Source organism: Cuneatibacter sp. NSJ-177 (assembly GCF_022867805.1).
In the GTDB taxonomy this organism is placed as follows: domain Bacteria; phylum Bacillota; class Clostridia; order Lachnospirales; family Lachnospiraceae; genus Pseudolachnospira.
Window position 1 is genome coordinate 518,339 of sequence record NZ_JALIFO010000006.1, and the last position, 24,807, is coordinate 543,145.

Genomic DNA, 24,807 nt, shown 5'->3' on the forward strand with positions numbered 1-24,807 from the left:
ATATGAAGAAGCAATGGCTGGCGCTTGGAGTGATTTGCCTTTTCCTTTGCCTGTTTTCCGGAGCGCTTTTTCTCATCCCGGAGTCCGAGAGGGATGAAAAGGAGCCGCCGGATGATCTAAGGCTGGTAGCTGAAACTCAAACAATCCTTTCCGTAAATGTGAAAAATGCGCAGGGTGGGTATGCGGCGGCGTGGGAAGACGGGAAAGTGAAAATAGAAGGACTCGAAGAAATTCCGATAAAAGATAAGGCAATCCGGGAAGTGACGGAAAAAACCGCGTTTATTCAGGCAGAAAAAGAGATTCCAAATGGTGAAGGAAGGCTTTCGGATTTTGGACTGGAGTTTCCGGAGGCGGAAGTGGAATTTGTGTTTGAGGAAGCCGGTGAGGAAACATTGCTGATCGGACATAAGGTTCCGGATACGAACGCAGAAAGCCGGTATATCCTCTGGAAGGAGAAGGTATACGTCGCAACAGAAGCAGCGCTTTCCCCCTTCTTTTTCGGCCGGAATGATTTTGTTTCTGATGAGGTAAGCCCGGCATATCAGGATTCCCAGGCTTCCATTCTGGTCCAAAAGATATCGCTGACGAGAACGGAAGGAGAAACAATCGTGATAGAACTGGCGGATAGTTCTAAAATAGCAGGCTACTTGGTGAATTCTTATCAGCTTACTTCTCCGTTGGAATATCCGGCCAGAGACGATCTTTCTGAAAATTTCCTCCCTTCGCTGTTTGATATCACCGCATGGAAGGCGGTGGAACTCTATCCAGGTGAAAAAGAACTGGAGGAATACGGGCTGCGGACGCCATACGTGAAAGCAGAGGTCACCTATCTCGTTTCAGGCTCGGAAAATAAAAATGCGGAGAGGACGTTTACGCTTTCGGCCTCTAAGCCAGATGAAAACGGCTTGGTATATATCACAAGGGACAGTATTCCGGTTATCTATCAATGTACGTCCGCAGAGCTTGAATGGCTGGATGCCGACGAAAAAAAATTGCTCAGCGGTGCAATCCTGTCACCGGCAATTCGTTCGCTGTCAAAGCTGACAGTGAAGGCGGCTGAAAATACCTACGAGATTATCCTGAATCATATGGGAGAAGAAAACGAGGAAGTTTTTTGCAATGGAAAGAAGGTGGATTCGGACAGTATCCGCAACCTATATTATATGATGATCAGCCAAACGGCGGACGAGATATTATTTTCCGATTTGCCCGATACGGACAGAATGAAAAAAAGAGCGGAAATTATTTATACCTACGTGCAGGGAACTGCAAGCGACCATGTAATATATTATGAAGAATCCACAAGGAGGCTTTACGCGGCTCTAAACGGAGAGGAAAGAGGCTACCGGCTTTCTTCCTCCGGTCTGGAGAAAATCCTTTTTAATCTGGAAAAGCTGTCAGCCGGGGAAAAAATCGAAGCCAGATATTAAGTTTCGGCGTCCGCGGAGGTTTCTTTTTCGGCCGTAGCTTTTGCATCGAGGGCTTTTTTAAACGCAGGCTCTAAGAGCCGTTCGGAAGAGGCGGCAAAGCAGGCGGGCAGCAGAAAGCCGGACACCGGGATAAGAAAAAATGCGACCGCGCAGATGAAAAATATGATGATTAAAAGCAATGTGAAGCCTGGGCGCGTAACCGCAAGGGCCACTGAGTTTTTCAAGACGTCTTTGGTCGTCATGTAAAACCTGGATAAAACAGGGAAGGCATAGGTTGCAATGATGAAAAGGAGGAGAAGATCCAAGATAGCGATGGCAAAATAGAAGTAAGCGAGCAGATTGCCCTTTGGAAGGCTATTTGCGAAGAGGTAACATACCACTCCGAAAACAGCGGCGGGAATACATAAGAGCGTCAAAAAAATGCCTTGCTTTAAATTCACGCGAAAGGATTTCCAAAATGTGGAGAATACATATCCCTCGTTTTGGCAAATCACTTTATGTGTCGTATGATAAAGCGCGCAGGACGAAGCGCCGATGGTTATTACAGGAAGGCTGAACGCTAGCCATAAAAGACTGACGAATAGCATATCGCAAAACTTGTTTAAAAGTTTAAATATCGGCCCTTCAAGACTAAAAATCTGATTCATATGAGATTCCCCCTTCAGTTGTATGACTTTATTTTACTATAATACAACTGGCGTTCCGTGTCAAGTATGAGGGGAAATGGCATAGAAAGAGAGGAAAATAATGAGCGAAATCAAGAGCACATTGGCGGCGCGGGAAATCATTCTAAAAGACCTGGCGGCGATTTATATCGGAAATCTGAACACCGTAGACAACGATCTGATTCTTCCCAAAACCGGTAAATATGGTTCCAGTTTCTGCTGGAGTACCAATGAGAGCCGATTCATCGATGAAACCGGAAAGGTGCACCGGCCCCTGCATGGAATGGGGAATCGGAATGTTACGTTAAAGGTGACTGCTGCCTATGAAGATGCAGAAATGGAAAAAGAATTTCTTGTTACCGTGCTTCAGGAAGCAAAAGAGACAAAGATTGTTTCGGTTCGGGACGTCAATGTATACGCAAAGCCGTATGAAAGGGCGGAGCTTCCTTCGGTGGTCATTGTAGATTGTGCAGACGGACGCAGAATGACTCTGCCGGTCGCCTGGGATTTATATGAGCCATTGTCTTATGAAGGAACGGTTTGCGTGGCCGGAAGCATTATGGAAGGTGAAAAGAGGGCCAGAGCGATCATCCATTATGGCGAAAGGAAACCGGAAATCAATGTTCCATGTGAGAAACTGCGATATTATCCCATTACGGACGTAAAATTGCTTGACGGGACTCTGTATTATGAATATCAGCAGGATATGCTTACCTATCTGCTGAATTGTGACGATGACCAGATGCTTTATAATTTCCGAAAAGCAGCCGGTCTCGATACACTAGGCGCACCGCCGATGACAGGATGGGACGATGAGAAATGCAAGTTGAGAGGCCATACGACAGGCCATTACCTGTCAGGCCTTGCGCTCGCGTGGGGAGTTTCTAAGGATGACCGGCTTTTTAGAAAACTGGTCTATCTGGTAGATGAATTGCAAAAGTGCCAGGAGGCATTCGCGGAATCCGGAAACTGTCACCGGGGTTTTTTGAGCGCATACTCGGAAGAACAGTTTGACCTGCTGGAACAGTTTGTAAAATATCCGGAAATATGGGCGCCTTATTATACACTCGATAAAATCATGTCGGGACTCTGCGACTGCTATGAAATTGCAGGGATAGAAAAGGCAAAAGAAATTCTGACATTAATGGCCGACTGGGTATTTGAACGTTTGTCACGCCTTTCCAAAAAAACATTGGATCAAATGTGGTCCATGTATATTGCGGGAGAATATGGAGGGATGATTGGCACCATGGTAAAGGTGTACCGCCTGACAAAATCCGTCCGTCATTTGGAGGCTGCAAGACTGTTCGATAATGAGAAACTTTTTATTCCGATGGAAGAAAATTGCGATACGCTGGAGGATATACATGCGAACCAGCATATCCCGCAGGTCATTGGTGCAATGGAGCTGTTTCGCACGACAGGGGAGGAGCGATATTGGAAAATAGGAAAACACTTTTGGGAAATCGTCACGGGCGGACACATCTACTGCATAGGCGGCTTGGGAGAAACAGAGATGTTTCATCGTGCAGGCACCACGTGTTCTTATTTGACGGAAAGAGCGGCGGAAAGCTGCGCAAGCTACAATATGCTCCGCCTAACAGGACAGCTTTTTGCATATACTGCAGATGGAGATATGATGGATTATTACGATAATACACTTCGTAATCACATCCTGACATCGTCAAGTCATGCCTGCGATGGCGGGACGACATATTTTATGCCGTTAGAAGCCGGTGGATCCAAAATGTATTCTACGGAGGAGAATACATGTTGCCATGGAACCGGGATGGAAAGCCGCTTTCGTTACATGGAACATATTTACGCCTACAGTGAAGATTTCGTATATATTAATCTTTTCATTGATTCTGAATTGTCCGGAGAGGAAAACCTTGAGATACGAAATGCCGAGGAAGACAAAATCAAAATTTTCTGCCGGAAAGATATGAGCCGGAGGCTAAAACTTCACATTCCGGAGTGGGCGCGGAAAAACTTTGCGGTTTGGGTAAATGGGGCAAAAGTGAAGGCTGCGGAGCTGGAGAAGGAATATTTTACAGTTCCGGGCCTGCGCCGCGCCGGAGATGAGATTGTCATTCATATGCCGATGGAGCTTCGCCTGATCGGGAACCATTCCGACAGCAGCTTTGTAAATATCGCATATGGCCCGTATATCCTTGCAGCATTGTCGGAGGAAAAGGAGTTTCGGACAGTCCCGAAACTTTCTGATCTGAAGCCGGCGGAGGGAAGGCTTCTTTTTGAGGCGGACGGGATTCGGTATCTGCCTTTTGCAATGGTGGATACGGAAGCGTACCATGTATATTTTAAAAAGAGAACCGATTAATCATTATAAATCAGGAGGAGAGAGATGAAAAATATACCAGATGTAAAAATTGGGATTGTTGCAGTCAGCCGCGACTGTTTTCCAGAGAGCCTGTCGGTATCCCGTAGAGCAGCTTTGGTAAAGGCTTATCGGGAACGCTATGCCGCAAATGAAATTTATGAATGTCCGGTCTGCATTGTGGAAAGCGAGATTCAGATGCGGGAAGCGTTGGAGGATGTAAAACGGGAAGGCTGCCAGGCGTTGGCCGTATATTTGGGAAATTTTGGGCCGGAGATTTCAGAAACCATGCTGGCTCAGGAATTTGACGGCCCGGTAATGTTTTTGGCTGCGGCGGAGGAAAGCGGCGGAAATCTGTGTCAGGGGCGCGGAGACGCTTATTGCGGGATGTTGAATGCCAGCTACAATCTGAAACTGAGAGGCGTGCGGGCTTATATTCCAGAATATCCGGTGGGGGATGCGGATGAGTGCGCCTGTATGATTCACGAGTTTCTTCCGATCGCCAGGGCGCTGGTTGGCTTATCTCAGCTGAAGCTGATCACCTTCGGGCCGCGGCCGTCGAACTTTTTCGCCTGCAACGCTCCGATTCAGGCGCTTTGCCGGCTGGGGATCGAGATAGAGGAAAATTCGGAACTGGATTTGTTTGAGGCGTTTCACCGTCATGCCGGAGATCCGCGGATCCCTGATCTTGTAAAAGAGATGGGAGAAGAGCTGGGGAGCGGAAATGGCAAGCCGGAAATCCTGCCGAAGCTGGCCCAGTATGAACTGACCCTGCAGGATTGGATCGAAGAGCATAAGGGTAGCAGGGAATCGGTGGCGATCGCCGGAAAATGCTGGCCAGCCTTCCAAACGCAATTTGGTTTTGTTCCCTGCTATGTGAACAGCCGCCTGACCGGCAGAGGGATTCCCGTATCCTGCGAGGTGGACGTCTACGGCGCCCTCAGCGAATATATAGGGGCCTGTGTCAGCCTGGACGCAGTAACGCTGCTGGACATTAATAACACGGTTCCGAAGGATATGTACGAGGAAGAAATAAAAGGAAAATTTCCTTACTCTTACACGGATGTCTTTATGGCCTTTCACTGCGGCAACACACCTTCCCGGAAGCTGTCGTCCTGTTCTATGAAATATCAGATGATTATGGCCAGAAATCTGCCGGAGGAAGTGACGCAGGGAACATTGGAGGGCGATATTATGCCGGGCGGCATCACCTTGTTCCGTCTGCAGAGCACGGCGGATAATATTCTTCGCGGGTACATTGCCCAAGGGGAGGTGCTTCCGGTGGCCTCGCGTTCTTTCGGCTCAACTGGCATATTTGCCATTCCGGAAATGGGAAGATTTTACCGCCATGTGCTGATCGAAAAAAATTATCCGCACCATGGGGCGATTGCATTTGGCAGCTATGGAAAAGCTCTTTACGAAATATTCAAATACCTGGGGATTCCTTCGGATGAAATTGGATACAACCAGCCGGCAGGCGTCAGATATCCCACGGAGAATCCTTGGAAATAACGGAAGACGCTTAACCGCTCGAAAATATGGACAGAATATTTTCCTTATTAAAAAGGAATCGAAAAATCCGCATAAAAAATGGATTTTTCGATTCCTATATAGATACCAAGCCCTCTCGTTGTGCGGGACTTTGTCTACCGTCTGCCTCCCGGTTATTCACCAGGGGCAAAAAAATTTGCAATATCTTTCTGGAAGATCTGAGGATCTTTCTCACACCAAATTTCAATCAGTTCGGTAAGAAGATCTTTAAAAGCTTCCTCCCGGCTGACCAACGGATGGTATAAAAAGCTGCGGCCTTGGCGATACATATTCAAAGCCTTCTTTTTTACCAGGCGGGTCAGAAAGGTTGACACAGTCTGCGGTTTCCAGCTCTTTTGATACCGATGGTTTACCAGATCCATAATTTCCGGCAAAGCCATATCATAATCGGTAGACCATATAATCATCATTACTTGACTTTCACACTTGGTTAATTCCATTTTAATTCCCCTCCTGTTTTCTAACATTATACTATAATCTACATAGAAATAGAGTTGGTAAATAATGGAATTAATACACATAAAAAAGAGGCGGCAGCATAAGAAATGAAAAAGTAGGATCTTGGGAAGCGTGTCCAGTTTCAGGCAGTGCGAAAGGAGCGCGCCGGTCTGCCGGGCCAAAATGGATTTGGCTTGGGAAGTTGGGATTGCCTATCTAAGGGGTTATTGATCGGAGCAGCCGTCTTGCGTTAAGGCAGTAATATTGGCATGGACCTCGCAGACAGCACGATGGGCCAGGATACTCGCAAGCATGTCGGCAAGGGTTGTCAGGTCTGCGGAGAGGACGGCAAGTTCTTCGTCTGTCAGGCAATTAGATAGTTGACACGCAATCGTAGAGAGAACATAGAGATCGGAACAATTCATGGATGATTCCCCAATGGTTTTGTATTAGAATATGCGATAAAAGCAAAGTGGGAACAATCATTTGGCAGATAATAAATTCTGGAAAACCGGAGAAGGGGAGGACCAGTTTTTCCTTTGCAGAAGAGGGGAGGGGCGTGCCGCAGGACGAAAGAAAAATTGGATCAAGAAAAATCCCCCGGAAGATGGCTGAAACCGCCGCCTCCGGGGAATTTTACATCACACTGCAATGAATAAAAAGAATGGAGACAACAGGACTCGAACCTGCGACCCTTTACACGTCAAGCAAATGCTCTCCCAGCTGAGCTATGTCTCCATCGCAGACTATTCTACCGGAAAAAGCAGAAAAAAGCAAGTGGAAATTTCATTTTTTTTCGGAAAATGTTTTTTCTGTTCAAAGAAACGATTTCATGTTATACTAGCCGCAAAAGCAGAGGAGTAGGGACGGCAGGTGGAAAAGTGGATTTCAGAAGCAACCAAAAAAAACTGGAAACGTCTGTATGGGGATATTCCGGAAGGGCGGCTGACGGCGAGAGCGAATAAATCCCTGTCCAAACGATATATTCTGCCGGAGGAAATGCTGACCTGCAAAGAAAACCGGGAGCTGGTTCAGCGTTTGGCCGAAATGACGGTGGCGGGCGGGTGTGAGATAAAGGATGCGTTATATACGGTAGGAATCCGCCTGCTAAAAGAAGCTGGACTCTGGGAGAAAAGAGAGGAGAGGCCGAAGTTAAAGCGCTTTTTGAAAAAGGAAAGGCGCCCCCAGGTTCCTTTCCTGAAAAAATGCCCTCTGCCAAAGGGCGAGGAGGACTTCCTGGGCCTTTTTTATCAGTGCCTGAGGAGAGAAGGGGAAAAGAACCGGCAGGGGGCCTACTATACGCCGCCGTCTTTGGTGGAGCGCATGACCGCCTCCCTGGATCTTTCCGATGGAAAAAAGCTGTTGGATCCCTGCTGCGGAAGCGGAGCCTTTCTTTTGGGCGCAAAAGCAGGGGCGCCGGAGCAGCTCTTTGGCTTTGATATCGATCCGACCGCTGTGATGATCGCCGGTTTTAATTTTTATCTGCATTTTCCGGAGGACGATTTTGAACCCCAGTTGTTCTGCCTGGATTTTTTGAATCCCCCTGTGAGACTCCGAAAAAAATGGACCGGTCCGTTTGACTATATTGTGACCAACCCGCCCTGGGGATCCGCCGCGGAGGAACACGCGGAAGTGCCGGAAATTATATCGGGGGAAAGCTTTTCCCTTTTCCTGGTCCGGGCTTTTCACCTCCTCTCGGAGGGAGGGGAACTGAGGTTTCTTCTGCCGGAATCTGTCCTGAACGTGAAGCTGCACCGGGATATCCGGCGTTTTTTGCTGGAGCAGACTTGTTTAGAGGAGATTGCTTTTTGTCCGGAGCGGTTTGCCCGGGTCTCTACAAGGGCTGTGTTTTTTTCGGTAAAAAAGGAAGCGCCTAAAAGAGAAGTCCGGATTGTCCGGCCGGATGAAACTTACTTTGTGCCGTGTGAGTTCCTGCGGATGGACGAGAATTTTGTTTACCGTTTATGGCGGGACCGGGACCGGAGGATTCTCACGGAAGTCCTCGCGCGCGGCCAGGTTTCCCTGGAGGAAAGTTTGTGGGGACTGGGCCTGGTGACTGGGCACAACAAAGAATTGCTTTCCGACCGGCCAGGGGAGGGGCTGGAGCCGGTCTATACGGGAAAGGAAATTCAACCGTACCGCCTGCTGCCTCCGGTCAAGTTTATCTGCTATAAAAAGGAAAATTTACAGCAGTCGGCAAGAGAAGAGCTGTACCGTTCTCCGGAGAAGCTGGTCTACAAATTCATTTCCAGCAGTCTGGTTTTTGCCCACGACACATCCGGCAGCCTGCTTTTAAACAGCGCGAATCTTTTGATCCCGAAAGTTCCGGGAATGTCGGCGGAAGCTTTGCTTGTTTTTTTGAATTCAGAGCTTTACCGGTATTTATACCGGCGGCTGTTCGGTGAGATCAAGATTTTGCAGGGGAATCTGAAAAAACTTCCGCTTCCTCTTTTAAACAGGCAGGAAAACGAGACGGCCGAAGGGATCTGCCGCGGGATTTGCCGGGGAGGGCCCCGCGCGGAAGAATTGATCGAAGAGGCGGACCGCTTTGTCTATGCCTGTATGGGTGTAAGGGAAGAAGACCGCAGCTATATTCACCAATGCCTTTCCCTGGAAAAGGGCTGAGCGTCCGGGACCGCTTGTCTCCGGAAAAAAAGTGTAGTATAATGAACCAAACAACAGATAAACGGGGGAATGAAAATGGGAGCAAAAAAAAGTTGGGTCACTTTCATCGCCGCGATGTCTTTGCTGTTGACTGCGTGCAGTCAGGAAAGCGGCGCAAGCGCAGCAGAATCAAATACCGGAATTACAGAAGAAGTGATAGAGACCATGGAAGCAGAGACGTTCCGGGTCAGCCAGGAGATCTCCCTTCCGGGAGCTTCGGGGGGAGAGAGGACCGGGGAGCCGGTCACCGTCCGCTTTGCGGGGGATTTTTGTCTGGCGGAAGGGTTTGCAATCACCGAAGCGCTGGACAGACGGGGGGACATCCGGGAATGCTTTTCCGACGATCTCCTAAAACTAATGTCCGACGCGGATCTCTTTATGCTGAACAATGAGTTTACCTACAGCGACCGCGGCACGCCCACCGAGGGGAAAGACTGGACATTCCGCGCCGGGCCGGAACGGGTTTCCGTTCTCAACACCCTGGGCGTGGATATTGCGGGCCTTGCCAATAATCACGCCTACGACTGGGGAGAGGACGCTTTGCTGGACACGGTGTCCACCCTTCAAAACGCCGGGATTGTGACGGTGGGGGCCGGGAAGAATTTGGAGGAAGCCAGAAAGCCCGCCTATTTTACGCTGCAGGGCAGAACCATTTCGGTGGTGGCCGCCACGGCGGTGGAGAAAGTCGGAGACCGGGAATATGGGATGACAAAGGCTGCCACGGCGGATTCCGCCGGAGTGTTCAGCACCATTGATCCGGCAGACTGTGTGGATACAATCCGGGAGGCCAAGGCAAACAGTGATTTCGTGTTTGTCTATGTCCACTGGGGCACGGAGATGACCACGGAGATTGATGCGGATCAGAAAGATTTGGCAAAGGCCTATATTGACGCTGGCGCCGATGCGGTGGTGGGGAATCATCCCCATGTGCTGCAAGGCTTTGAGTATTATAACGGAAAACCGATTTTATACAGCCTGGGAAATTTTTGGTTCAACAGCAAGGACCGGGAAACCTGCGTGCTGGAGTTTGCCATTGACCCCGAGACCATGGAGGCGCAGATGAAATTTTTACCGTGCCTGCAGTCGGATTGCTATACCAAGCTGATCACCGAGGAATCGGAGAAAAGCCGGATGATTCGTGAGATGACGGAGATTTCTTTCGGGGGAGTTTCCATCGATGAAAACGGAATTGTGACGGAGGGAGAAGGATGAAACCAGCAAAACGGGTGGAGGATTCCATCACGGAGCAGCAGTATCTGCTGACGCCCGGACATTTGAACCATTATGGACGTCTGTTCGGCGGCCAGCTGATGATGTGGATCGACGAGGTGGCCGGAATCGTGGCGAGACGCCACGCTAACAGCCTGATCACCACGGCTGCCGTGGATAATTTGCAATTTAAAGGACCTGCCTACTGCGAGCAGGTTGTGGTTCTGGTAGGACGGATTACCCATGTGGGCCGCTCTTCCATGGAAATCCGGGTGGATACCTATGTGGAAGATCTGGACGGCACCCGCCGGGTCATCAATCGGGCCTACTTGGTGGAAGTCGCCATCGACCGGGAGGGAAATCCGATTGAAGTTCCGGGACTGATCTTGGAGACGGAGGTCCAAAAGGCCGAGTGGGAAGGGGCGGAGCGCAGAAAGCGGCTCCGCATCGAGCGGAGGAAAGAGTGCTACTGATTTAGGTATTCCGATGAACGTATTCCAGATCCATCATGAGATTGATCAAGTGTTTGCTGTGGTTGTCCAGACGCCGGTATTTGGTCAATACCTTGTCTTCACTGGGCAGGTAGCTGCGCTCGGCGTAGGCCAGGATTCTGGCGGAAAATCCTCTTAAAGCCGGTTCCGGTTCGGAAAAGCCGAGAAGCAGACAGAGACTGGTGCCGTAGATACTGGCCAAATGGAGCAGCTTGTTTAAGGGGATGTTGTGGATTTCCCCTTTCTCATAGCGGTGAAGGGTTGTTTTGTGGATATGGGTCAGCTGAGCAGCTTTTTCCAGAGTGTATCCACTTCTTTTTCTTGCATCTTTCAGATTATCGCCGAGGAACATGGCTGGATCACCTCGATTTAAAAATGTAGTGTATTTATTATACGATAATTGTAGAAAAAAGAAAAGAGGAAAAATGAAAAAAAGTGATTTTTTTCGGGCGATCATATAAAAAATCAATGGGAAATAATGAAAAATCAATGGATCACATTAAAAAAACATGGTAGACATATCAGAAAAGACGTGATAAAATGAAATACGTTAATCCGTTAAAGGGGATGGAGGAGGCAGTGATGGAGAAGAAAATTGTGTTGTCGGTGCTGGTGGAGAATTCGTCGGGTGTTCTGAGCAGAGTCGCCGGGCTTTTCAGCCGCCGGGGATATAATATCGACAGCTTGACGGTGGGGGAAACCCAGAATCCGGCCTTTTCCCGTATGACGATTATCTCCACCGGTGAGGAGGATGCGCTGGAGCAGCTCCAAAAACAGGTGAAAAAACTGGTGGATGTGGTGGATGTAGAGGAATTGCAGCCGGATGCGTCGGTCTGCCGGGAACTGATTCTTGTGAAGGTTCAGGTGGGACCGGAGGAGAGACAGCAGGTGTTAGCGATTGCCGACATTTTCCGCGCGAAGATTGTCGATGTGGCGGAGAGTTCCTTGATCGTGGAGATGACCGGGAATCAGAACAAAATCGACGCTTTCCTGCGTCTGCTGGAAAAATTTAAGCTGCTTCAGGTGGCGAGGACCGGAATTACGGGACTGGCCAGAGGCATGAAAGATGCGTAAGCTACAAAATTTTTTACATATTATATGGAGGTAACACTATGGCAAAGATTTATTATCAGGAAGACTGCAATCTGTCCTTACTGGAAGGCAAGAAAATTGCCATTATCGGTTACGGCAGCCAGGGTCATGCGCACGCGCTGAACCTGAAAGAGTCCGGCTGCGATGTAATCGTAGGACTGTATGAAGGCAGCAGATCCTGGGCAAAAGCTGAGGCGCAGGGCCTCAAAGTATATACGGCGGCAGAGGCGGCTAAGATGGCTGATATCATCATGATTCTGATCAATGATGAAAAGCAGGCAGCGCTCTACAAAGAGTCCATCGAGCCCAACCTGGAAGAGGGCAACATGCTGATGTTTGCCCACGGCTTTGCCATTCATTTTGGACAGATCGTGCCTCCGAAGAATGTGGACGTGACGATGATCGCGCCGAAGGCTCCAGGCCACACGGTGAGAAGCGAGTATCAGATCGGAAGAGGAACTCCCTGCCTGGTGGCCGTTCATCAGGATTTCACTGGAAAGGCCAAAGACATGGCGTTGGCTTATGCAGGCGCTTTGGGCGGAGCTAGAGCCGGTGTTCTGGAGACCACCTTCCGCGTGGAGACCGAGACGGATCTGTTCGGTGAGCAGGCGGTACTTTGCGGCGGTGTTTGTGCGCTGATGAAAGCCGGATTTGAGACGCTGGTGGAAGCCGGCTATGCTCCGGAAAACGCATATTTTGAGTGCATTCATGAGATGAAGCTGATCGTGGATCTGATCTTCCAGAGCGGTTTCGCCGGAATGCGCTATTCGATCTCCAACACGGCTGAGTACGGCGATTACATCACCGGACCAAAGATCGTGACCGACGAGACCAAGAAAGCCATGAAGCAGATCCTGTCCGATATCCAGGACGGTACCTTTGCGAAAGACTGGCTGCTGGAGAACCAGATCGGCAGTCCGCACTTCAACGCGATGCGCAAGCAGCAGGCAGAGCATCCGGCAGAGAAGGTCGGCGAGCAGCTGCGTAAGCTGTACAGCTGGAACGAAGAAGGCAAGAAGCTGATTGATAATTGATTGACGGATCAATAAAATGATTGGGACGGGCTGCTGTGCTACAAGTCCTTGAGACAGCAGCTCGTTTTCCCTGTTCATGAAACAAAGCATTCACCTGTGCCCTGGCGGGCTTGGTTCGATGGGTTTCATAACGATGATGGAAAGAAAGGGATTCAAATGAATCAGGTATTTTACAAGAGCACGAGAAGTGACAGCGCTCCGGTGACCGCGAGCCAGGCGATCCTCCAGGGATTGGCGAAAGACGGCGGCCTGTACGTTCCGGAGACGGTGCCGAAGCTGGATGTGCCGATGAAAGAGCTGGCAGGGAAACCTTATCAGGAGGTGGCCTATGCGGTGATGAAACAGTTCCTGACTGATTTTACAGAGGAGGAACTGAAGTCCTGCATTGCCCGCGCTTACGACAGTAAATTCGATACGGAAAAGATTGCTCCGCTGGTTCCGGTGGAAGACTGCTATTATTTGGAGCTGTTTCACGGCGCTACGATTGCATTCAAGGACATGGCTCTTTCGATTTTGCCCCACCTGATGACGGTGTCTGCAAAAAAGAATGGGGTGAAGAATGAGATTGTCATTCTGACCGCTACCTCCGGCGATACGGGAAAAGCTGCCCTGGCGGGTTTTGCCGGTGTGGAGGGCACCAAAATCATTGTCTTTTATCCGAAGGACGGCGTCAGCCCGATTCAAGAAAAGCAGATGGTCACCCAGCGGGGGGACAATACCTTTGTGGTTGGGATTCACGGCAACTTTGACGATGCTCAAAACGGCGTAAAGGCTATTTTTAACGACCGTGAGCTGGAAAAGGAACTGGACGCGGCCGGATTCCAGTTTTCATCGGCCAATTCCATCAATATCGGACGCCTGGTGCCGCAGGTGGCTTACTATGCCTATGCCTACGCGCAGCTTTTGGACCGCGGAGAGATTGCCGACGGGGAGCCGATGAACGTGGTGGTTCCGACCGGGAATTTTGGCAATATCTTGGCGGCTTACTATGCCAAGTCTATGGGAGTTCCGATCGAAAAGCTGATCTGCGCTTCCAATGAAAATAAGGTATTGTTTGACTTCTTCCGCACCGGTACCTATGACCGGAACCGGGATTTCATCCTTACCAGTTCTCCTTCCATGGATATTCTGATTTCCAGCAACCTGGAGCGCCTGATTTATAAAGTGGCCGGGGAGAGTGCGGAGCAGAACGCGGCCTTTATGAAACAGCTGGGTGCGGAGGGCGTCTACACGCTTCCGGAGGAGATGCGGGGACAGTTAAAAGACTTCTACGGAAACTATACCGATGAAGCCGGGACGGCGGAAACGATCCGGGAGGTCTATGAGAAGACGGGATATATCATGGACACTCATACGGCGGTGGCCGCTCATGTGGCGAAAACTTACCGGAAAGAAACCGGAGATATCACGAAGACCGTCATTGCCTCCACGGCAAGCCCCTATAAATTTACGCGCAGCGTCATGTCGGCCATTGATCCAAAATATCAGAAAGAAGAGGATTTTGCGCTGATCGACGAGCTGTCCCGCCTGTCGGGCACGAAGATCCCCCAGGCCATTGAGGATATCCGCTCAGCGCCGGTGCTGCACAAGACCGTGTGCGAAAAAGACGAGATGATAAAAGTGATTCAATCGTTTTTAGGAGTATAAGAAAAGAGCAGCCTTTCGGCTGCTCTTATTTGTTCAAAATTTATCAAACTTAACATGAATATTATAATAATCTTTAGAAATAGTCTTTTTAAATTTAGTATTTGTATGAAAAATTAGCGGAGAATAAGTTGACATCCAACGGGAATCGTGGGAGAATGTACAAAGAGAACAGGAAATTGGGAGGTTACTTTTTATGTCTACACAAGCAGGTTTTGCGAGAGAGGAAATTGGAGCAAAGAGCTCCTACTTCAGCAAGACGAGAACCATCATCGAGACCGCCTTTTATGGCAATAACGTCGTTAAGGTTCCGAGCCTTCGGATGGCCTATGAGCTGGCAAAGAAATCACCGGGCACGATTGTGACCGACATGCCGGTTTTCCATGGTGATACTTTTGGCTTGCCGACAGATGCCAAGGTGTTGCTCTGCAACGATGGGGCGGTGACAGGACGGACGGCCGTGGCCAGAAGAATTGCCGGGGAACCCGGTGTGGATACGGCGGACCTGGACAAGAAGCTGATGGAAGCCGTCTATGAAAGCCGGTTTCGGAAAATGTATCACGCCGAGGTGTACATTGGACTGGATCCGGAATTCATGGTTAAGGCGCATTTGCTGGTCCCGGAAGGATTTGAGAACAACCTGTATAACTGGATGCTGAACTTCCAGTACCGTTCCGATGAGTATGTCCGGATGTACAAGCAGTCCCGTCCGATCGATAAAGAGGGCGATATTTATATCTTTGCGGATCCCTACTGGCAGCACAGCGAGCATCCCAATGGACTTGCCTATTTCAACACGGCGCAGAACTGCGCATCCATTTTAGGAATGCGGTATTTCGGCGAGTTTAAGAAAGGTACGCTTACCATTGCCTGGGCGATTGCCAGCCGGAACGGCTATGTATCCTGCCACGGCGGGCAGAAGCGGTATAATCTGCCGAACGGAAAGAAATATGTGGCCAGTGTATTCGGACTGTCCGGATCCGGAAAATCCACGATCACGCACAACCGCCACAATGATAAATATGATATTACGATCCTTCACGATGATTCCTTCGTCATTAATTCAGAGACAGGCTCGTCCATCGCACTGGAGCCGACCTATTTTGATAAAACCGCGGATTACCCGCTTTCCTGTGATGCCAGCAAATATCTGCTGACCGTCCAGAACTGCGGAGCCACTCAGGATGAGGACGGCAAGATCGTTTTGGTGACCGAGGACGTCCGCAATGGAAACGGCCGCGCAATTAAGTCAAAACTTTGGTCTCCGAACCGGGTGGACAAGATCGAAGAGCCGGTAAATGCGATCTTCTGGATCATGAAGGATCCGACGCTTCCGCCTATTTTAAAAGTAAAAGGCGGCGCTTTAGCCTCCGCCATGGGCGCGACCCTGGCGACGAAGCGGAGTTCTGCGGAAAACCTGCTGAAAGGCGTTGATATCAACGCGCTGGTTTATGAACCCTACGCAAATCCGTTCCGTACCTACCCGCTGAAATATGACTATATTAAATTTAAGCACCTGGTGGATGAGAGAGGCATTGACTGCTACATCATCAATACCGGGGACTTTATGGGCAAGAAGGTGAAACCCTCTGATACCCTGGGGATCATTGAACATATCGTGGAAGAGAAAGCGGACTTCAAACCTTGGGGACCTTTCAAAACTCTGGAGATCATGGAGTGGGACGGCTTCGTGCCGGATATGAACGATAAGGAGTATCTGCAGAAACTCCAAGAAGGCATGAAACGCCGCCGTCGTTTTATCAGCATGAAGTATACGGAAAAGGAAGGTTATGATCAGCTTCCCTCCGAGGCGCTGGAAGCCATCGAGGAAGTGATTCAGCCTCTCTGCGATTTGGTGTAAAAATCTGACTCCTGCGGAGTCTGGGCTTTCCGTCCGTTTCTTATGAGCGTCGGAGCGCAAGAAAAAGTCCCGGCACACAATTTTCCGTGTGCCGGGACTTTTTATTTGCGCTCTGTAGGAGATCCATGGTTTTAACCGGACCTACAGCAGGATACGGAACGGTTTCAGGACAAAACCCAGTACATGCCAGAAGATTTCCTTTCCAACGCCTGCCTCCTCAACGGAAAGGTGTTCCGGCTTTTCGTATCCGTCCTCCGTCACCTTCCAGGAGTCGGCCACCATGGGAAGCAGATAGCCTTCCAACTGCTGGTTCAGCTCCTCGCTGTCGATGGCCAGCATCAATTCCGTGTCGACATAGGTGCTTCTCAGATCCAGATTATAGGAACCAACCAACGTCATCCGGCCGTCGATTAGCACGGATTTTCCGTGGGAGGAGGTTCCTCCGGCATATTCGTAGACAGGAATGCCAGTTTTGACAATACTGCTCTTTTTCCAGGTATAGTCGGAGGAAGCCACCACATTGTCCCCGTTTTCCCTGGCGTTCAGGAGCAATTTGCAGTCGGCGTTCCCGCCGGCAAGGCGGCGCAGTCCGTCCAGCATTTCAGAAGAACAGACTGCATAAGGCGTCTGAAAAATCACCCGGTCCTTGGCGTTCTCCATCAGTTTTTGTATCTGGTACCAGACCAGAGGGGATTTGCCGCCGATTCCGGTGTCCCCGGAAATCAGGGTGACTTTATGAGCCGGCAGGGTAGAATCTTCAAAATGACTGTCTTCCGTGAACAGATGAGGCCATTTCTCTTTCATTGCAGACAGATGTTCCGCAAGCAGCCGGCCTTCCCGCTGTGAATCTTCTTTTTTCTGCTCCGGGTCCCGCGAGGTAAATTCCGCGCAGTCTTCCGAAGCCCATATTTTCTCAAAATAGTCTTTGACCTGATTCAGAGAGCTCTCCGTGGAGTTTTCTTTTCCGTGGGCGGTGTTATAGATAAGAACTTCCCGGTCCAGGCTTTTTCCGTCGGTGGGATAATCACCGAGGAAGTAGTCGAAGGTATTTCTCCCACCCAGGATATAGCCGATGTCGTCGGCAATCACATACTTATCGTGCATCCGGCCGTGATAAGTCCAGGGCATCAGGAGATTCGGGCGGTTATAGAGCCGGATTTCAATGTTCGGATGGGCCGCCAGCAAATCGAACGGCTGATTTCCTTCCATGCGGAGCCTGCCGCTGATGCCGTCCACCAAAATTCGCACCGAAACGCCCCGGTCGGCGGCTTCCAGAATGACCGCGGCCAGGTCGTCCATGCTGCTGCCCTGGCGCATATCAAAGGTGGTTAAAATCAAGGAATTTTTCGCCCTGGAAATCAGGCGGATTCTCTCGTCGAGCGCTTGCTCGCTGGTCTCCAGAATAGCGGCCCGGTCCACGGAATTCCCGTCCCCATAAAAATCCTCCGCGGCAAAGTTGCTTACGTAGAATGGATTCACCTCCGGGTGCAGCCAAAATGGGAGGCACATTCCTACGATGATATAGCAGAGAAACAGCAAAACGACGGTCAGGATTATTTTTTTGAGAGTCCAGAAAGGGTGCTCTTTGTTTTTCTTCCGTTTCTTTGTCTTCTTTTTCTTCGTCTGTGTCATGACTTCTCCTTGCAGAACGCTTCCGGCGTTCGCATTTACCATTTTCTCACATGTATATGTATGTATTCGACATTATATCACAAAGAACCGGTAACTTCCAGGAAGATTTCTCCGGGTTTGACAAGCGGTGCAGAATCCGGTATGCTAATGTTGTCAGACGTTTTGTTACAAAATGGATACAATTGGAAGATAAAATAAAAATGGACGGGTAATATAGCGGGGGCCGTTCCTGGATCTCAATTATCCGGGGTGAAAAAGGGGAATTTTCAGCGGCCGCAGCGCAGGAAAACGGGGAGGAAATGCGATGCTGGAAGTGTTGATTGTGGAAGATGAGAAACCGATCCGGGAGCTTTTGGTCATGAGCCTGACGAAGGCAGGGTATGACTGCACGGAAGCAGCGGACGGCCTGGCCGCCGCCAATCTGCTGGAAAACCATACATACGATCTGGCGCTGCTGGATATCATGCTGCCGAAAGTCAATGGCTATGAGCTCTTGGAATATATCCGGCCGGTGGGGATTCCGGTCATCTTCCTGACTGCGAAAAATACGGTGGACGACCGGGTCAAAGGACTTTTGGCAGGCGCGGAAGACTATATTGTGAAGCCCTTTGCCATGGCGGAGCTGCTGGCCCGCATGGAAGTGGTGCTCCGGCGTTTCCACAAGGTGGATTCTCACCTGAGCTACGACGACTATGAGATTGACCTGGACTCCAGAAAAGTGACCGGGCCTGAGGGCGAGATTGCCTTGACGCCCAAAGAGTTTGATCTATTTGTCCTGCTGGTGCGCAACCGCGGGGTAGCCTTGTTCCGGAGCCGGATCTTTCAGATCATCTGGGAGACGGATTTGGATGGGGACAGCCGCACCCTGGACCTGCATATTCAGCGTCTGAGAAAAAAATTACAGCTGGGAGAGCGGTTGAAGACGGTCTACCGGATCGGCTACCGGCTGGACTGAGCGATAGGAGGTTTCCTTGAAGTTTCGTACGAAAATACTTCTGGTCAATCTGATTTTGATTGCCGCGGCCTTTGCCATCAGCGGAACCCTTTTGTTGAACCGCAGCTATCAGGCGCGCCTGAACCGGGAAATCACCGGGGCCATGGATGAAAACCAGATGATCCAGGCGTCCGTGGAAGCAGAGGTCATCAACCGGATTCTGCGCGATGAATTTACCGGCGGAGCCGATCAGTGGCGGACGGTGGGACAGACGGTAAAAGATACGCTCCAGGGGACCGGGGCGTGGTTTCAGATTTTGGATCAAAACAAACAATTGCTCTACGAAGGAGAACTGCAGGCTCTTCTGGAAGAAGATTCCGGTTGGCTGAATCAAGTGAGCGAAAACCTGACGGAGGGGAAAAAGCAGTACGTCATCTATCCGGAGGGGGACAGCCGGATCGTCGCCGCCGCCGGTATGATGGTGCTGGATGAAAAGCAGTATTATGTGGTGAACCGAAAAGATATCACAGAAATTTTCTCCGAGCGGGACCAGCAAGTAAAATATTATCAGGTCATGACCTTGACGGCGTTGACCGTGTGCGGGCTTTTGATCTATTTGATTTCCGGCTGGCTGATGAGGCCCATCGTGCGGCTCAGCGCAAAAGCGGAAGATATCGCGGAGGGGAACTACGGGAGCCGCGTGCGGGTGCGCACGGAGGATGAAATCGGACGTCTGGGCCGGGATTTTAACCGGATGGCGGATACGGTTCAGGAGCATGTCCAGGAGCTGGAGGATGAAAACCGGCGGAAGGAAGATTTTGTGGCGAATTTTACCCACGAACTAAAAACGCCTCTGACTTCTGTGATCGGTTATGCAGAGATGCTCTCCTCCCAAAACCTCAGTGAGGAAGAGCGGGCCATTGCCGCCAACTACATTTTTAAAGAAGGGCTGCGCTTAGAAGCCATGTCCATGAAGCTGTTTGATTTGATCTTGCTGGACCGGGAAGGCCTGGAGCTGAAGGCGGTCTATATGCCGGACTTGATGGATTCCATAAGGGAGAGCGTGGAGCCTTTGATCACCGGCGATGAAAAACAGTTGGTGGTCCGGCCGGTTCCCGCCTACATCCGGGGGGACGCCACACTTTTGAAGACCGTATTTATCAATATGCTGGACAATGCGAGGAAGGCTTCCCCGAAGGGAGGGAAGATCGTGTTTGTCGGAATGGCTGCGGAGGAGGAAGTGACGCTCCAGGTTGTGGATTTTGGAATCGGAATTCCGCCGGAAGAGGCCAGCCGGATTACCGAGGCGTTTTATATGGTGGATAAATCGCGGTCCAGGGATGCGGGAGGCGCGGGACTTGGCCTGTCCCTGGCGGCGAAGATCTTAGAAAAACATGGGGCAAAACTAACCATTGAAAGCGAGGTCGGCAAGGGAACCGTGATGAATGTTTGCTTCCGGAGGGAGGCGGATATCTATGAGGAGTGAGGCCAAAAGGGGGGCGGCAGGCCGGACAATCGCTGCCCTTGGTTTGACTGCCCTGGTACTGGCGGCCTGTCTGATTCTTCCGGAAAATCTATTGCAGGCATGGGATCAGGAACGGCTGGGCGCCGTCAGGGAGGCGGATACAGAATATTACAGCAGGGAGATGGCGGCTTATACCGGAGAACTCAATCTGTACCGGAAACTTTTACTGATGCAGGGGGTATGGAAAAGTGAGAAGCGTTTTGTCACGGAGGGAACTTACCTGAAGTATGAATTTGTGGATGACTCAAATATCCCGATGGATTCGCTCAACCAAACGCAGGCAGGGGCTGTCTTAAACGAAACGATCATGCAGATTCAGGACGTCCTGATCCAATCGGGGGTGGAAATCCGCGACACGGACGGTGCGGTGAAGATCTATGAATATCAGGATACGGAGCTGGGGAAATACCGTTTTTCCGTGGCGGATTTGAACGTGACGATGTGGATGTCAACGGCTGCGGAGGTTCCTTATCCGGGGGGTGTTTCGAATGAAGCGGAGGCTTCCAATGCGGCGGACCGGAAGGGAAATATCCGCTGTCTGATAGATCTGGAAAATGGCGATATTCTGGCGATGCAGCTGTCTTTGGAGATGGAAGAGAGCGGGTGGATGGCAGACTGGATCCCGGCGATAAAAAGGATGGTTTTTCAAGATGATATCGATTGGACCGGTGTGGATGTTTTGGAAGAGGACTGGTTTCCTGAGCCGATGGGATGGGAGCGCTCGGCGGATTTTACGATTTACAGTCAGAATTATAAACTCCGGCGGGAAAGCACATCCACAGAATGGATTTACTTAGTGATCCAGAATGATACGGAGGGCCTTACTTTCTTTTACAGTCTGGACAAAAAGGAAACCGCAGCATAGCGTTTTTTAATCCGTTCAGACCGGTAGGAGGAAACGGCGGGGGACCGGCAGAGAGGGGGCGGAAAACATAGGGAGAAAACGGAAAATAAAGATCAGGATAGGCAGGGGAAAAGAGGCGCTGGTCTATGGATTGGCCGCTGCATTTTTGGCCGTTTGTCTGATTTTGCCCGGCAATGTGCTCCATGTCTGGGAGGCGAAACAACTGGGCTCCATTTTGGAGGCGGATAAGGAATATTACAGCAGGCAGATGGCAGCTTATACCGGCGATCTGAATCTTTACCGAAAGCTGTTGATGACCCATCACATCTGGAAGAGTGAAAGAAAATTGGTGACGGAGCAGAATTTTTGGTCCTACGTGTCTAATGGTGATGTGACAGATAACGTGGAGGGGATGGAGAATACTCAGATTAAAAATACGGCAGTCCTGCTGGGAGAGGTAACAGAAAACTTATATTATTACTTGAGGCAGACGGGAAATTGGTATTTTTATCCGGATGCCAAGATTCGGGTATACGAGTATCAGGATTCCGTGTTGGAAAAATATTGTTTTCAAACGGTGGAGGCTGTTATCAATTTTACTCAGATGGAATCTATGGACAGCACTCAGATACGGCTGGTCTGTGATCCGGAGACAAATATCATATTGGCGATTTACGTGGGAAAAATAATAGAAGAAACATTTTTACTGGCGAATGGGATGGAGATTGTCGCATCTTACATGCAGTACGATACGGATACCGGCGTGGAAAATAGGTTTCCGGATAGCCTGGCGAAATCACTGAAAAAGCCGGAGCAGCGATTTCCTGAGCCGGATTTTTGGGAGCAGCCGGAGGATTTCCAAGTTTATGAGCAGTACTATGCTTCTTGGATAGAAAATTCGGATCATGAGAAAATTGTGGTTGTGGCACAGGATGATTCGGCAGGGTTTAAAATATTCCTGAGCCCAAAGGAGTGAGCCAGTGGAAAATTGTTGGATGCCCTTGCAATCTAGTGTTCGATATGTTAGAATAGAAACAGAACACATGTACGGGTGAAGGGTATGCTGATACAGGAGAATTTATCGTTGCAACAAAAATTAGAGATTCTGGCGGACGCCGCCAAATATGATGTGGCCTGCACGTCCAGCGGCGTGGACCGAAAAGGGCGGAAGGATGCGATGGGAAGCGCGGTTTCCTGCGGCATCTGCCACAGCTTTGCGGCGGACGGCCGCTGCGTTTCGCTGCTGAAAATTCTCCTGACCAATGAATGTATTTACGACTGCAAATACTGTGTCAACCGCATCTCTAATGATACGGTCCGCACTTCTTTTACGCCGGAAGAGATCTGTACTCTGACCATGGAGTTTTACCGGCGGAATTACATTGAGGGACTGTTTTTAAGTTCCGGAATTCTGCGCACGCCGGACTACACGATGGAACAGATTTACCAGACCTTGTGGCAGCTTCGGGAAGTGCACCGGTTTTGGGGGTATATCCATGTCAAAGCGATCCCAGGAGCCGATCCGGCCCTGATCGAGCGGGTCGGCCATCTGGCGGACCGGATGAGCATCAACTTGGAGCTTCCCACCGGGGACGGATTGCGGAAGCTGGCGCCGGGAAAGACCAGGGAGAAGATCCTGACGCCGATGAGACAGATCCAGCACGGCATCCACGATAACCGGCTGAAGCTGGAGGATCAGAAACAGGAAAAAAAGATCTTTCTTCCCGGAACGCCGGAATCCGGAGGGGCTCCGGCCAAGGTGAAGAAAAAGGCCGGCCTGCCTGCTCCGAAGGGTATGCTCCGCTATGAAGAAAAGTCGAAATTTGTCCCGGCCGGGCAGAGCACGCAGATGATTATCGGGGCCACGCCGGAGACAGATCATCAAATCCTTTCGGTCACCGAGGCGCTTTATCACAGATTTGAGTTGAAGCGCGTTTTCTTTTCCGCCTACACGGCGATCAATGACGATTCTTTCTTGCCCGCGCTTGGGACAAGGCCTCCGCTTCTAAGGGAGCACCGCCTCTATCAGGCGGATTGGCTGCTCCGGTTTTACGGCTTTGAGGCAGGGGAGCTTTTGACGGAAGAAAAGCCCTATTTTAATGAAGCTCTGGATCCGAAATGCGATTGGGCGCTGCGCCATCTGGAACTGTTTCCGGTGGAGGTGAACCGGGCCGATTACATGACACTTCTGCGGGTGCCGGGGATCGGGGTCAAGTCAGCCAAACGGATTTTACAGGCGAGGAGAAGCGCGAAGCTGGATTTCCCAGATTTGAAAAAGTTCGGCGTTGTCTTAAAGCGGGCTTCTTATTTTATTACCTGCGGCGGAAAGATGATGGGAAATACGCCGATTGAGGAGGACTTTCTGACCAGGGCGCTGACCGCAGAGGACCGGGTTAAAAACCAGCGGATCGCCAATGCCGGCGCATTCCGTCAGATGTCCCTGTTTGAGGATTTCCATGTGGAAAATCCATCGCCGGGGCCAGATGATGTTTGGAAGAGCCTAAGCGGCCAGCTCTAGGAGGAAACATGGAAAACGAGTGGGAAAAGACCATCTATGTCTGCGGAGAGGAACTGGAATCCATACTGACGGCGGTTTACGATGCCTGGGCATCCCGAAAGGGCCATTCCAGGGTTAAAATAGAGATGGAAAAAGAAGATACGATGGAGCTTTTCGCTACCTATGTTCCGGTAAAGCAGGATCCGGAGAAAGCGGAGAAGGTGATGCGCTCGATCCGAAGGAAGATCGGGGAGGAAGCCTGGTCGATGGTATATCGGGCGGCGCTTTCCGAGCATGAGAGCAGGGCGGATGATATCTATCGTTTTTTGATCGGTGGTTTTTACTATGGGCCCAAGGCTCTGAAAATGTTGGCGGAGCCTGCCGTCTACCGTCTGATGGAACTGAACCGAGCGGTGGGGAACGAGTCTCATTTTTTTAAAGAGTTTCTCCGGTTTGACGAACGGGAGGGACATGTGCTTTTTGGCCGGATCCGCCCAAAAAACAATGTCCTTTCTTTAGTTATGCCGCACTTTGCCGATCGGCTCCCGAAGGAAAATTTTCTGATTCTGGATACCGGACGGGCATCGGCAGGCGTCCACCCGGCCGGAAGAGAGTGGTATCTGACCAGCCTCAAACCGGAGGCGGCGGAGGCGTTGATGGCCGCCAAATCCGACGGCTACCGGGATCTTTGGAAGACCTTTTACCAGGCGATCGCCATTGAAGAACGGAAGAATCCGAAACTGCAGCGGAACATGATGCCTCTGCGCTACCGGGAGTATATGACCGAATTTTTGGAGGACTAGAAGGTGTCTCCTATTTGGTCATGATCTCTTGATAAAAAGCGATCCAACCAATTCAACCACGAAGACTCTTAGGATTATATCGCAAAAAACCAAAAAAGTTTTGCATATTTTGTTATACCTAGAACCATTTGCAAGACGACTTCTTTTATGTTAAA

The 24,807-nt window shown here is 50.3% G+C and carries 21 protein-coding genes and 1 tRNA gene; 16 read left to right on the top strand and 6 right to left on the bottom strand.

Features of this window, described 5'->3' with window-relative positions:
- Positions 1 to 2 precede the first annotated feature (2 nt).
- Entirely contained in the window at positions 3 to 1,430 is a 1,428-nt protein-coding gene (locus MUB23_RS10330) for a DUF4340 domain-containing protein (protein WP_244800404.1), read from the top strand.
- Here the strand turns inward: MUB23_RS10330 and MUB23_RS10335 are convergent.
- On the bottom strand, positions 1,427 to 2,077 hold the full coding sequence (locus MUB23_RS10335; protein WP_244800405.1) for a YesL family protein: 651 nt from the start codon (positions 2,075 to 2,077) through the stop codon (positions 1,427 to 1,429). The two genes, MUB23_RS10330 and MUB23_RS10335, sit on opposite strands and share 4 nt — an antisense overlap.
- Positions 2,078 to 2,177: 100 nt before the next feature.
- Between MUB23_RS10335 and MUB23_RS10340 the strand changes: the two genes are divergently transcribed.
- A complete protein-coding gene (locus tag MUB23_RS10340) occupies positions 2,178 to 4,436 on the top strand; it encodes a beta-L-arabinofuranosidase domain-containing protein (protein WP_244800406.1) in 2,259 nt (752 codons plus the stop codon).
- 24 nt (positions 4,437 to 4,460) lie between these two features.
- Positions 4,461 to 5,945, top strand: coding sequence for an L-fucose/L-arabinose isomerase family protein (locus MUB23_RS10345; protein WP_244800407.1), 1,485 nt, complete (start codon positions 4,461 to 4,463; stop codon positions 5,943 to 5,945).
- Positions 5,946 to 6,097: 152 nt separating this feature from the next.
- Here MUB23_RS10345 and MUB23_RS10350 read toward each other — a convergent pair whose 3' ends face one another.
- The 3 genes from MUB23_RS10350 to MUB23_RS10360 form a co-directional block, all read right to left on the bottom strand.
- The gene (locus MUB23_RS10350) at positions 6,098 to 6,424 is read right to left on the bottom strand and encodes a BlaI/MecI/CopY family transcriptional regulator (protein WP_244800408.1); all 327 of its coding nucleotides are present in this window, start codon (positions 6,422 to 6,424) and stop codon (positions 6,098 to 6,100) included.
- 222 nt (positions 6,425 to 6,646) lie between these two features.
- Positions 6,647 to 6,847 carry a DUF6774 domain-containing protein gene (locus tag MUB23_RS10355; RefSeq protein ID WP_244800409.1) on the bottom strand — a complete coding sequence of 67 codons (201 nt, stop codon included), beginning with the start codon at positions 6,845 to 6,847 and terminating at the stop codon, positions 6,647 to 6,649.
- 240 nt (positions 6,848 to 7,087) lie between these two features.
- Positions 7,088 to 7,160, bottom strand: a tRNA-Val gene (locus MUB23_RS10360).
- Positions 7,161 to 7,295: 135 nt separating this feature from the next.
- Here MUB23_RS10360 and MUB23_RS10365 point away from each other — a divergent pair.
- The 3 genes from MUB23_RS10365 to MUB23_RS10375 all read left to right on the top strand — a co-directional run bounded on the left by MUB23_RS10365 (position 7,296) and on the right by MUB23_RS10375 (position 10,768).
- Positions 7,296 to 9,047, top strand: a complete 1,752-nt coding sequence (locus MUB23_RS10365; protein ID WP_244800410.1) for a TaqI-like C-terminal specificity domain-containing protein — start codon at positions 7,296 to 7,298, stop codon at positions 9,045 to 9,047.
- A 75-nt stretch (positions 9,048 to 9,122) separates the two neighbouring features.
- Positions 9,123 to 10,298 carry a CapA family protein gene (locus tag MUB23_RS10370; RefSeq protein ID WP_244800411.1) on the top strand — a complete coding sequence of 392 codons (1,176 nt, stop codon included), beginning with the start codon at positions 9,123 to 9,125 and terminating at the stop codon, positions 10,296 to 10,298.
- Positions 10,295 to 10,768 (top strand): acyl-CoA thioesterase, encoded by a 474-nt coding sequence (locus MUB23_RS10375; RefSeq protein ID WP_244800412.1) that lies wholly within the window; start codon positions 10,295 to 10,297, stop codon positions 10,766 to 10,768. Before MUB23_RS10370 ends, MUB23_RS10375 begins: the two co-directional genes overlap by 4 nt.
- A 1-nt stretch (position 10,769) precedes the next feature.
- On the opposite strand, the gene MUB23_RS10380 is transcribed toward MUB23_RS10375, so the two are convergent.
- Positions 10,770 to 11,138 (bottom strand): helix-turn-helix domain-containing protein, encoded by a 369-nt coding sequence (locus MUB23_RS10380; RefSeq protein ID WP_244800413.1) that lies wholly within the window; start codon positions 11,136 to 11,138, stop codon positions 10,770 to 10,772.
- A gap of 230 nt (positions 11,139 to 11,368) precedes the next feature.
- On the opposite strand from MUB23_RS10380, the gene ilvN reads away from it, so the two are divergent.
- The 4 genes from ilvN (at position 11,369) to MUB23_RS10400 (ending at position 16,417) form a co-directional block, all read left to right on the top strand.
- Complete coding sequence (gene ilvN, locus MUB23_RS10385; RefSeq protein ID WP_244800414.1) at positions 11,369 to 11,860, top strand: acetolactate synthase small subunit; 492 nt, start codon at positions 11,369 to 11,371, stop codon at positions 11,858 to 11,860.
- Positions 11,861 to 11,898: 38 nt separating this feature from the next.
- Positions 11,899 to 12,912: a ketol-acid reductoisomerase gene (gene ilvC, locus MUB23_RS10390; protein WP_244800415.1), complete on the top strand. Its 1,014-nt coding sequence runs from the start codon at positions 11,899 to 11,901 to the stop codon at positions 12,910 to 12,912.
- A gap of 156 nt (positions 12,913 to 13,068) precedes the next feature.
- Positions 13,069 to 14,559, top strand: a complete 1,491-nt coding sequence (thrC, locus tag MUB23_RS10395; RefSeq protein ID WP_244800416.1) for a threonine synthase — start codon at positions 13,069 to 13,071, stop codon at positions 14,557 to 14,559.
- A 193-nt stretch (positions 14,560 to 14,752) separates the two neighbouring features.
- Entirely contained in the window at positions 14,753 to 16,417 is a 1,665-nt protein-coding gene (locus MUB23_RS10400; RefSeq protein ID WP_244800417.1) for a phosphoenolpyruvate carboxykinase (ATP), read from the top strand.
- Positions 16,418 to 16,558: 141 nt separating this feature from the next.
- Here MUB23_RS10400 and MUB23_RS10405 read toward each other — a convergent pair whose 3' ends face one another.
- The gene (locus tag MUB23_RS10405; RefSeq protein ID WP_244800418.1) at positions 16,559 to 18,049 is read right to left on the bottom strand and encodes a phospholipase D-like domain-containing protein; all 1,491 of its coding nucleotides are present in this window, start codon (positions 18,047 to 18,049) and stop codon (positions 16,559 to 16,561) included.
- A 304-nt stretch (positions 18,050 to 18,353) separates the two neighbouring features.
- Between MUB23_RS10405 and MUB23_RS10410 the strand changes: the two genes are divergently transcribed.
- The 6 genes from MUB23_RS10410 to MUB23_RS10435 all read left to right on the top strand — a co-directional run bounded on the left by MUB23_RS10410 (position 18,354) and on the right by MUB23_RS10435 (position 24,652).
- Positions 18,354 to 19,004: a response regulator transcription factor gene (locus tag MUB23_RS10410; protein WP_244800419.1), complete on the top strand. Its 651-nt coding sequence runs from the start codon at positions 18,354 to 18,356 to the stop codon at positions 19,002 to 19,004.
- A 16-nt stretch (positions 19,005 to 19,020) separates the two neighbouring features.
- Positions 19,021 to 20,469, top strand: a complete 1,449-nt coding sequence (locus MUB23_RS10415) for a sensor histidine kinase (protein WP_244800420.1) — start codon at positions 19,021 to 19,023, stop codon at positions 20,467 to 20,469.
- On the top strand, positions 20,459 to 21,373 hold the full coding sequence (locus tag MUB23_RS10420; protein WP_244800421.1) for a hypothetical protein: 915 nt from the start codon (positions 20,459 to 20,461) through the stop codon (positions 21,371 to 21,373). The genes MUB23_RS10415 and MUB23_RS10420 overlap by 11 nt, the downstream gene beginning before the upstream one ends.
- A gap of 130 nt (positions 21,374 to 21,503) precedes the next feature.
- Positions 21,504 to 22,328 carry a hypothetical protein gene (locus MUB23_RS10425; protein WP_244800422.1) on the top strand — a complete coding sequence of 275 codons (825 nt, stop codon included), beginning with the start codon at positions 21,504 to 21,506 and terminating at the stop codon, positions 22,326 to 22,328.
- Between the two features lie 84 nt (positions 22,329 to 22,412).
- Positions 22,413 to 23,870 carry a putative DNA modification/repair radical SAM protein gene (locus MUB23_RS10430; RefSeq protein ID WP_244800423.1) on the top strand — a complete coding sequence of 486 codons (1,458 nt, stop codon included), beginning with the start codon at positions 22,413 to 22,415 and terminating at the stop codon, positions 23,868 to 23,870.
- Between the two features lie 8 nt (positions 23,871 to 23,878).
- Entirely contained in the window at positions 23,879 to 24,652 is a 774-nt protein-coding gene (locus MUB23_RS10435; protein WP_244800424.1) for a TIGR03915 family putative DNA repair protein, read from the top strand.
- The last annotated feature ends 155 nt before the right edge of the window (positions 24,653 to 24,807 follow it).

Bases quoted from the DNA above. Each gene is read 5' to 3' on its own strand.
- MUB23_RS10380 (WP_244800413.1), bottom strand. From the start codon at position 11,138: ATGTTCCTCGGCGATAATCTGAAAGATGCAAGAAAAAGAAGTGGATAC.
- MUB23_RS10355 (WP_244800409.1), bottom strand. From the start codon at position 6,847: ATGAATTGTTCCGATCTCTATGTTCTCTCTACGATTGCGTGTCAACTA.
- MUB23_RS10345 (WP_244800407.1), top strand. From the start codon at position 4,461: ATGAAAAATATACCAGATGTAAAAATTGGGATTGTTGCAGTCAGCCGC.
- ilvN (WP_244800414.1), top strand. From the start codon at position 11,369: ATGGAGAAGAAAATTGTGTTGTCGGTGCTGGTGGAGAATTCGTCGGGT.
- MUB23_RS10340 (WP_244800406.1), top strand. From the start codon at position 2,178: ATGAGCGAAATCAAGAGCACATTGGCGGCGCGGGAAATCATTCTAAAA.
- MUB23_RS10375 (WP_244800412.1), top strand. From the start codon at position 10,295: ATGAAACCAGCAAAACGGGTGGAGGATTCCATCACGGAGCAGCAGTAT.
- MUB23_RS10330 (WP_244800404.1), top strand. From the start codon at position 3: ATGAAGAAGCAATGGCTGGCGCTTGGAGTGATTTGCCTTTTCCTTTGC.
- MUB23_RS10405 (WP_244800418.1), bottom strand. From the start codon at position 18,049: ATGACACAGACGAAGAAAAAGAAGACAAAGAAACGGAAGAAAAACAAA.
- MUB23_RS10420 (WP_244800421.1), top strand. From the start codon at position 20,459: ATGAGGAGTGAGGCCAAAAGGGGGGCGGCAGGCCGGACAATCGCTGCC.
- MUB23_RS10370 (WP_244800411.1), top strand. From the start codon at position 9,123: ATGGGAGCAAAAAAAAGTTGGGTCACTTTCATCGCCGCGATGTCTTTG.
- ilvC (WP_244800415.1), top strand. From the start codon at position 11,899: ATGGCAAAGATTTATTATCAGGAAGACTGCAATCTGTCCTTACTGGAA.
- MUB23_RS10430 (WP_244800423.1), top strand. From the start codon at position 22,413: ATGCTGATACAGGAGAATTTATCGTTGCAACAAAAATTAGAGATTCTG.
- MUB23_RS10400 (WP_244800417.1), top strand. From the start codon at position 14,753: ATGTCTACACAAGCAGGTTTTGCGAGAGAGGAAATTGGAGCAAAGAGC.
- MUB23_RS10335 (WP_244800405.1), bottom strand. From the start codon at position 2,077: ATGAATCAGATTTTTAGTCTTGAAGGGCCGATATTTAAACTTTTAAAC.
- MUB23_RS10435 (WP_244800424.1), top strand. From the start codon at position 23,879: ATGGAAAACGAGTGGGAAAAGACCATCTATGTCTGCGGAGAGGAACTG.
- MUB23_RS10410 (WP_244800419.1), top strand. From the start codon at position 18,354: ATGCTGGAAGTGTTGATTGTGGAAGATGAGAAACCGATCCGGGAGCTT.
- MUB23_RS10350 (WP_244800408.1), bottom strand. From the start codon at position 6,424: ATGGAATTAACCAAGTGTGAAAGTCAAGTAATGATGATTATATGGTCT.
- thrC (WP_244800416.1), top strand. From the start codon at position 13,069: ATGAATCAGGTATTTTACAAGAGCACGAGAAGTGACAGCGCTCCGGTG.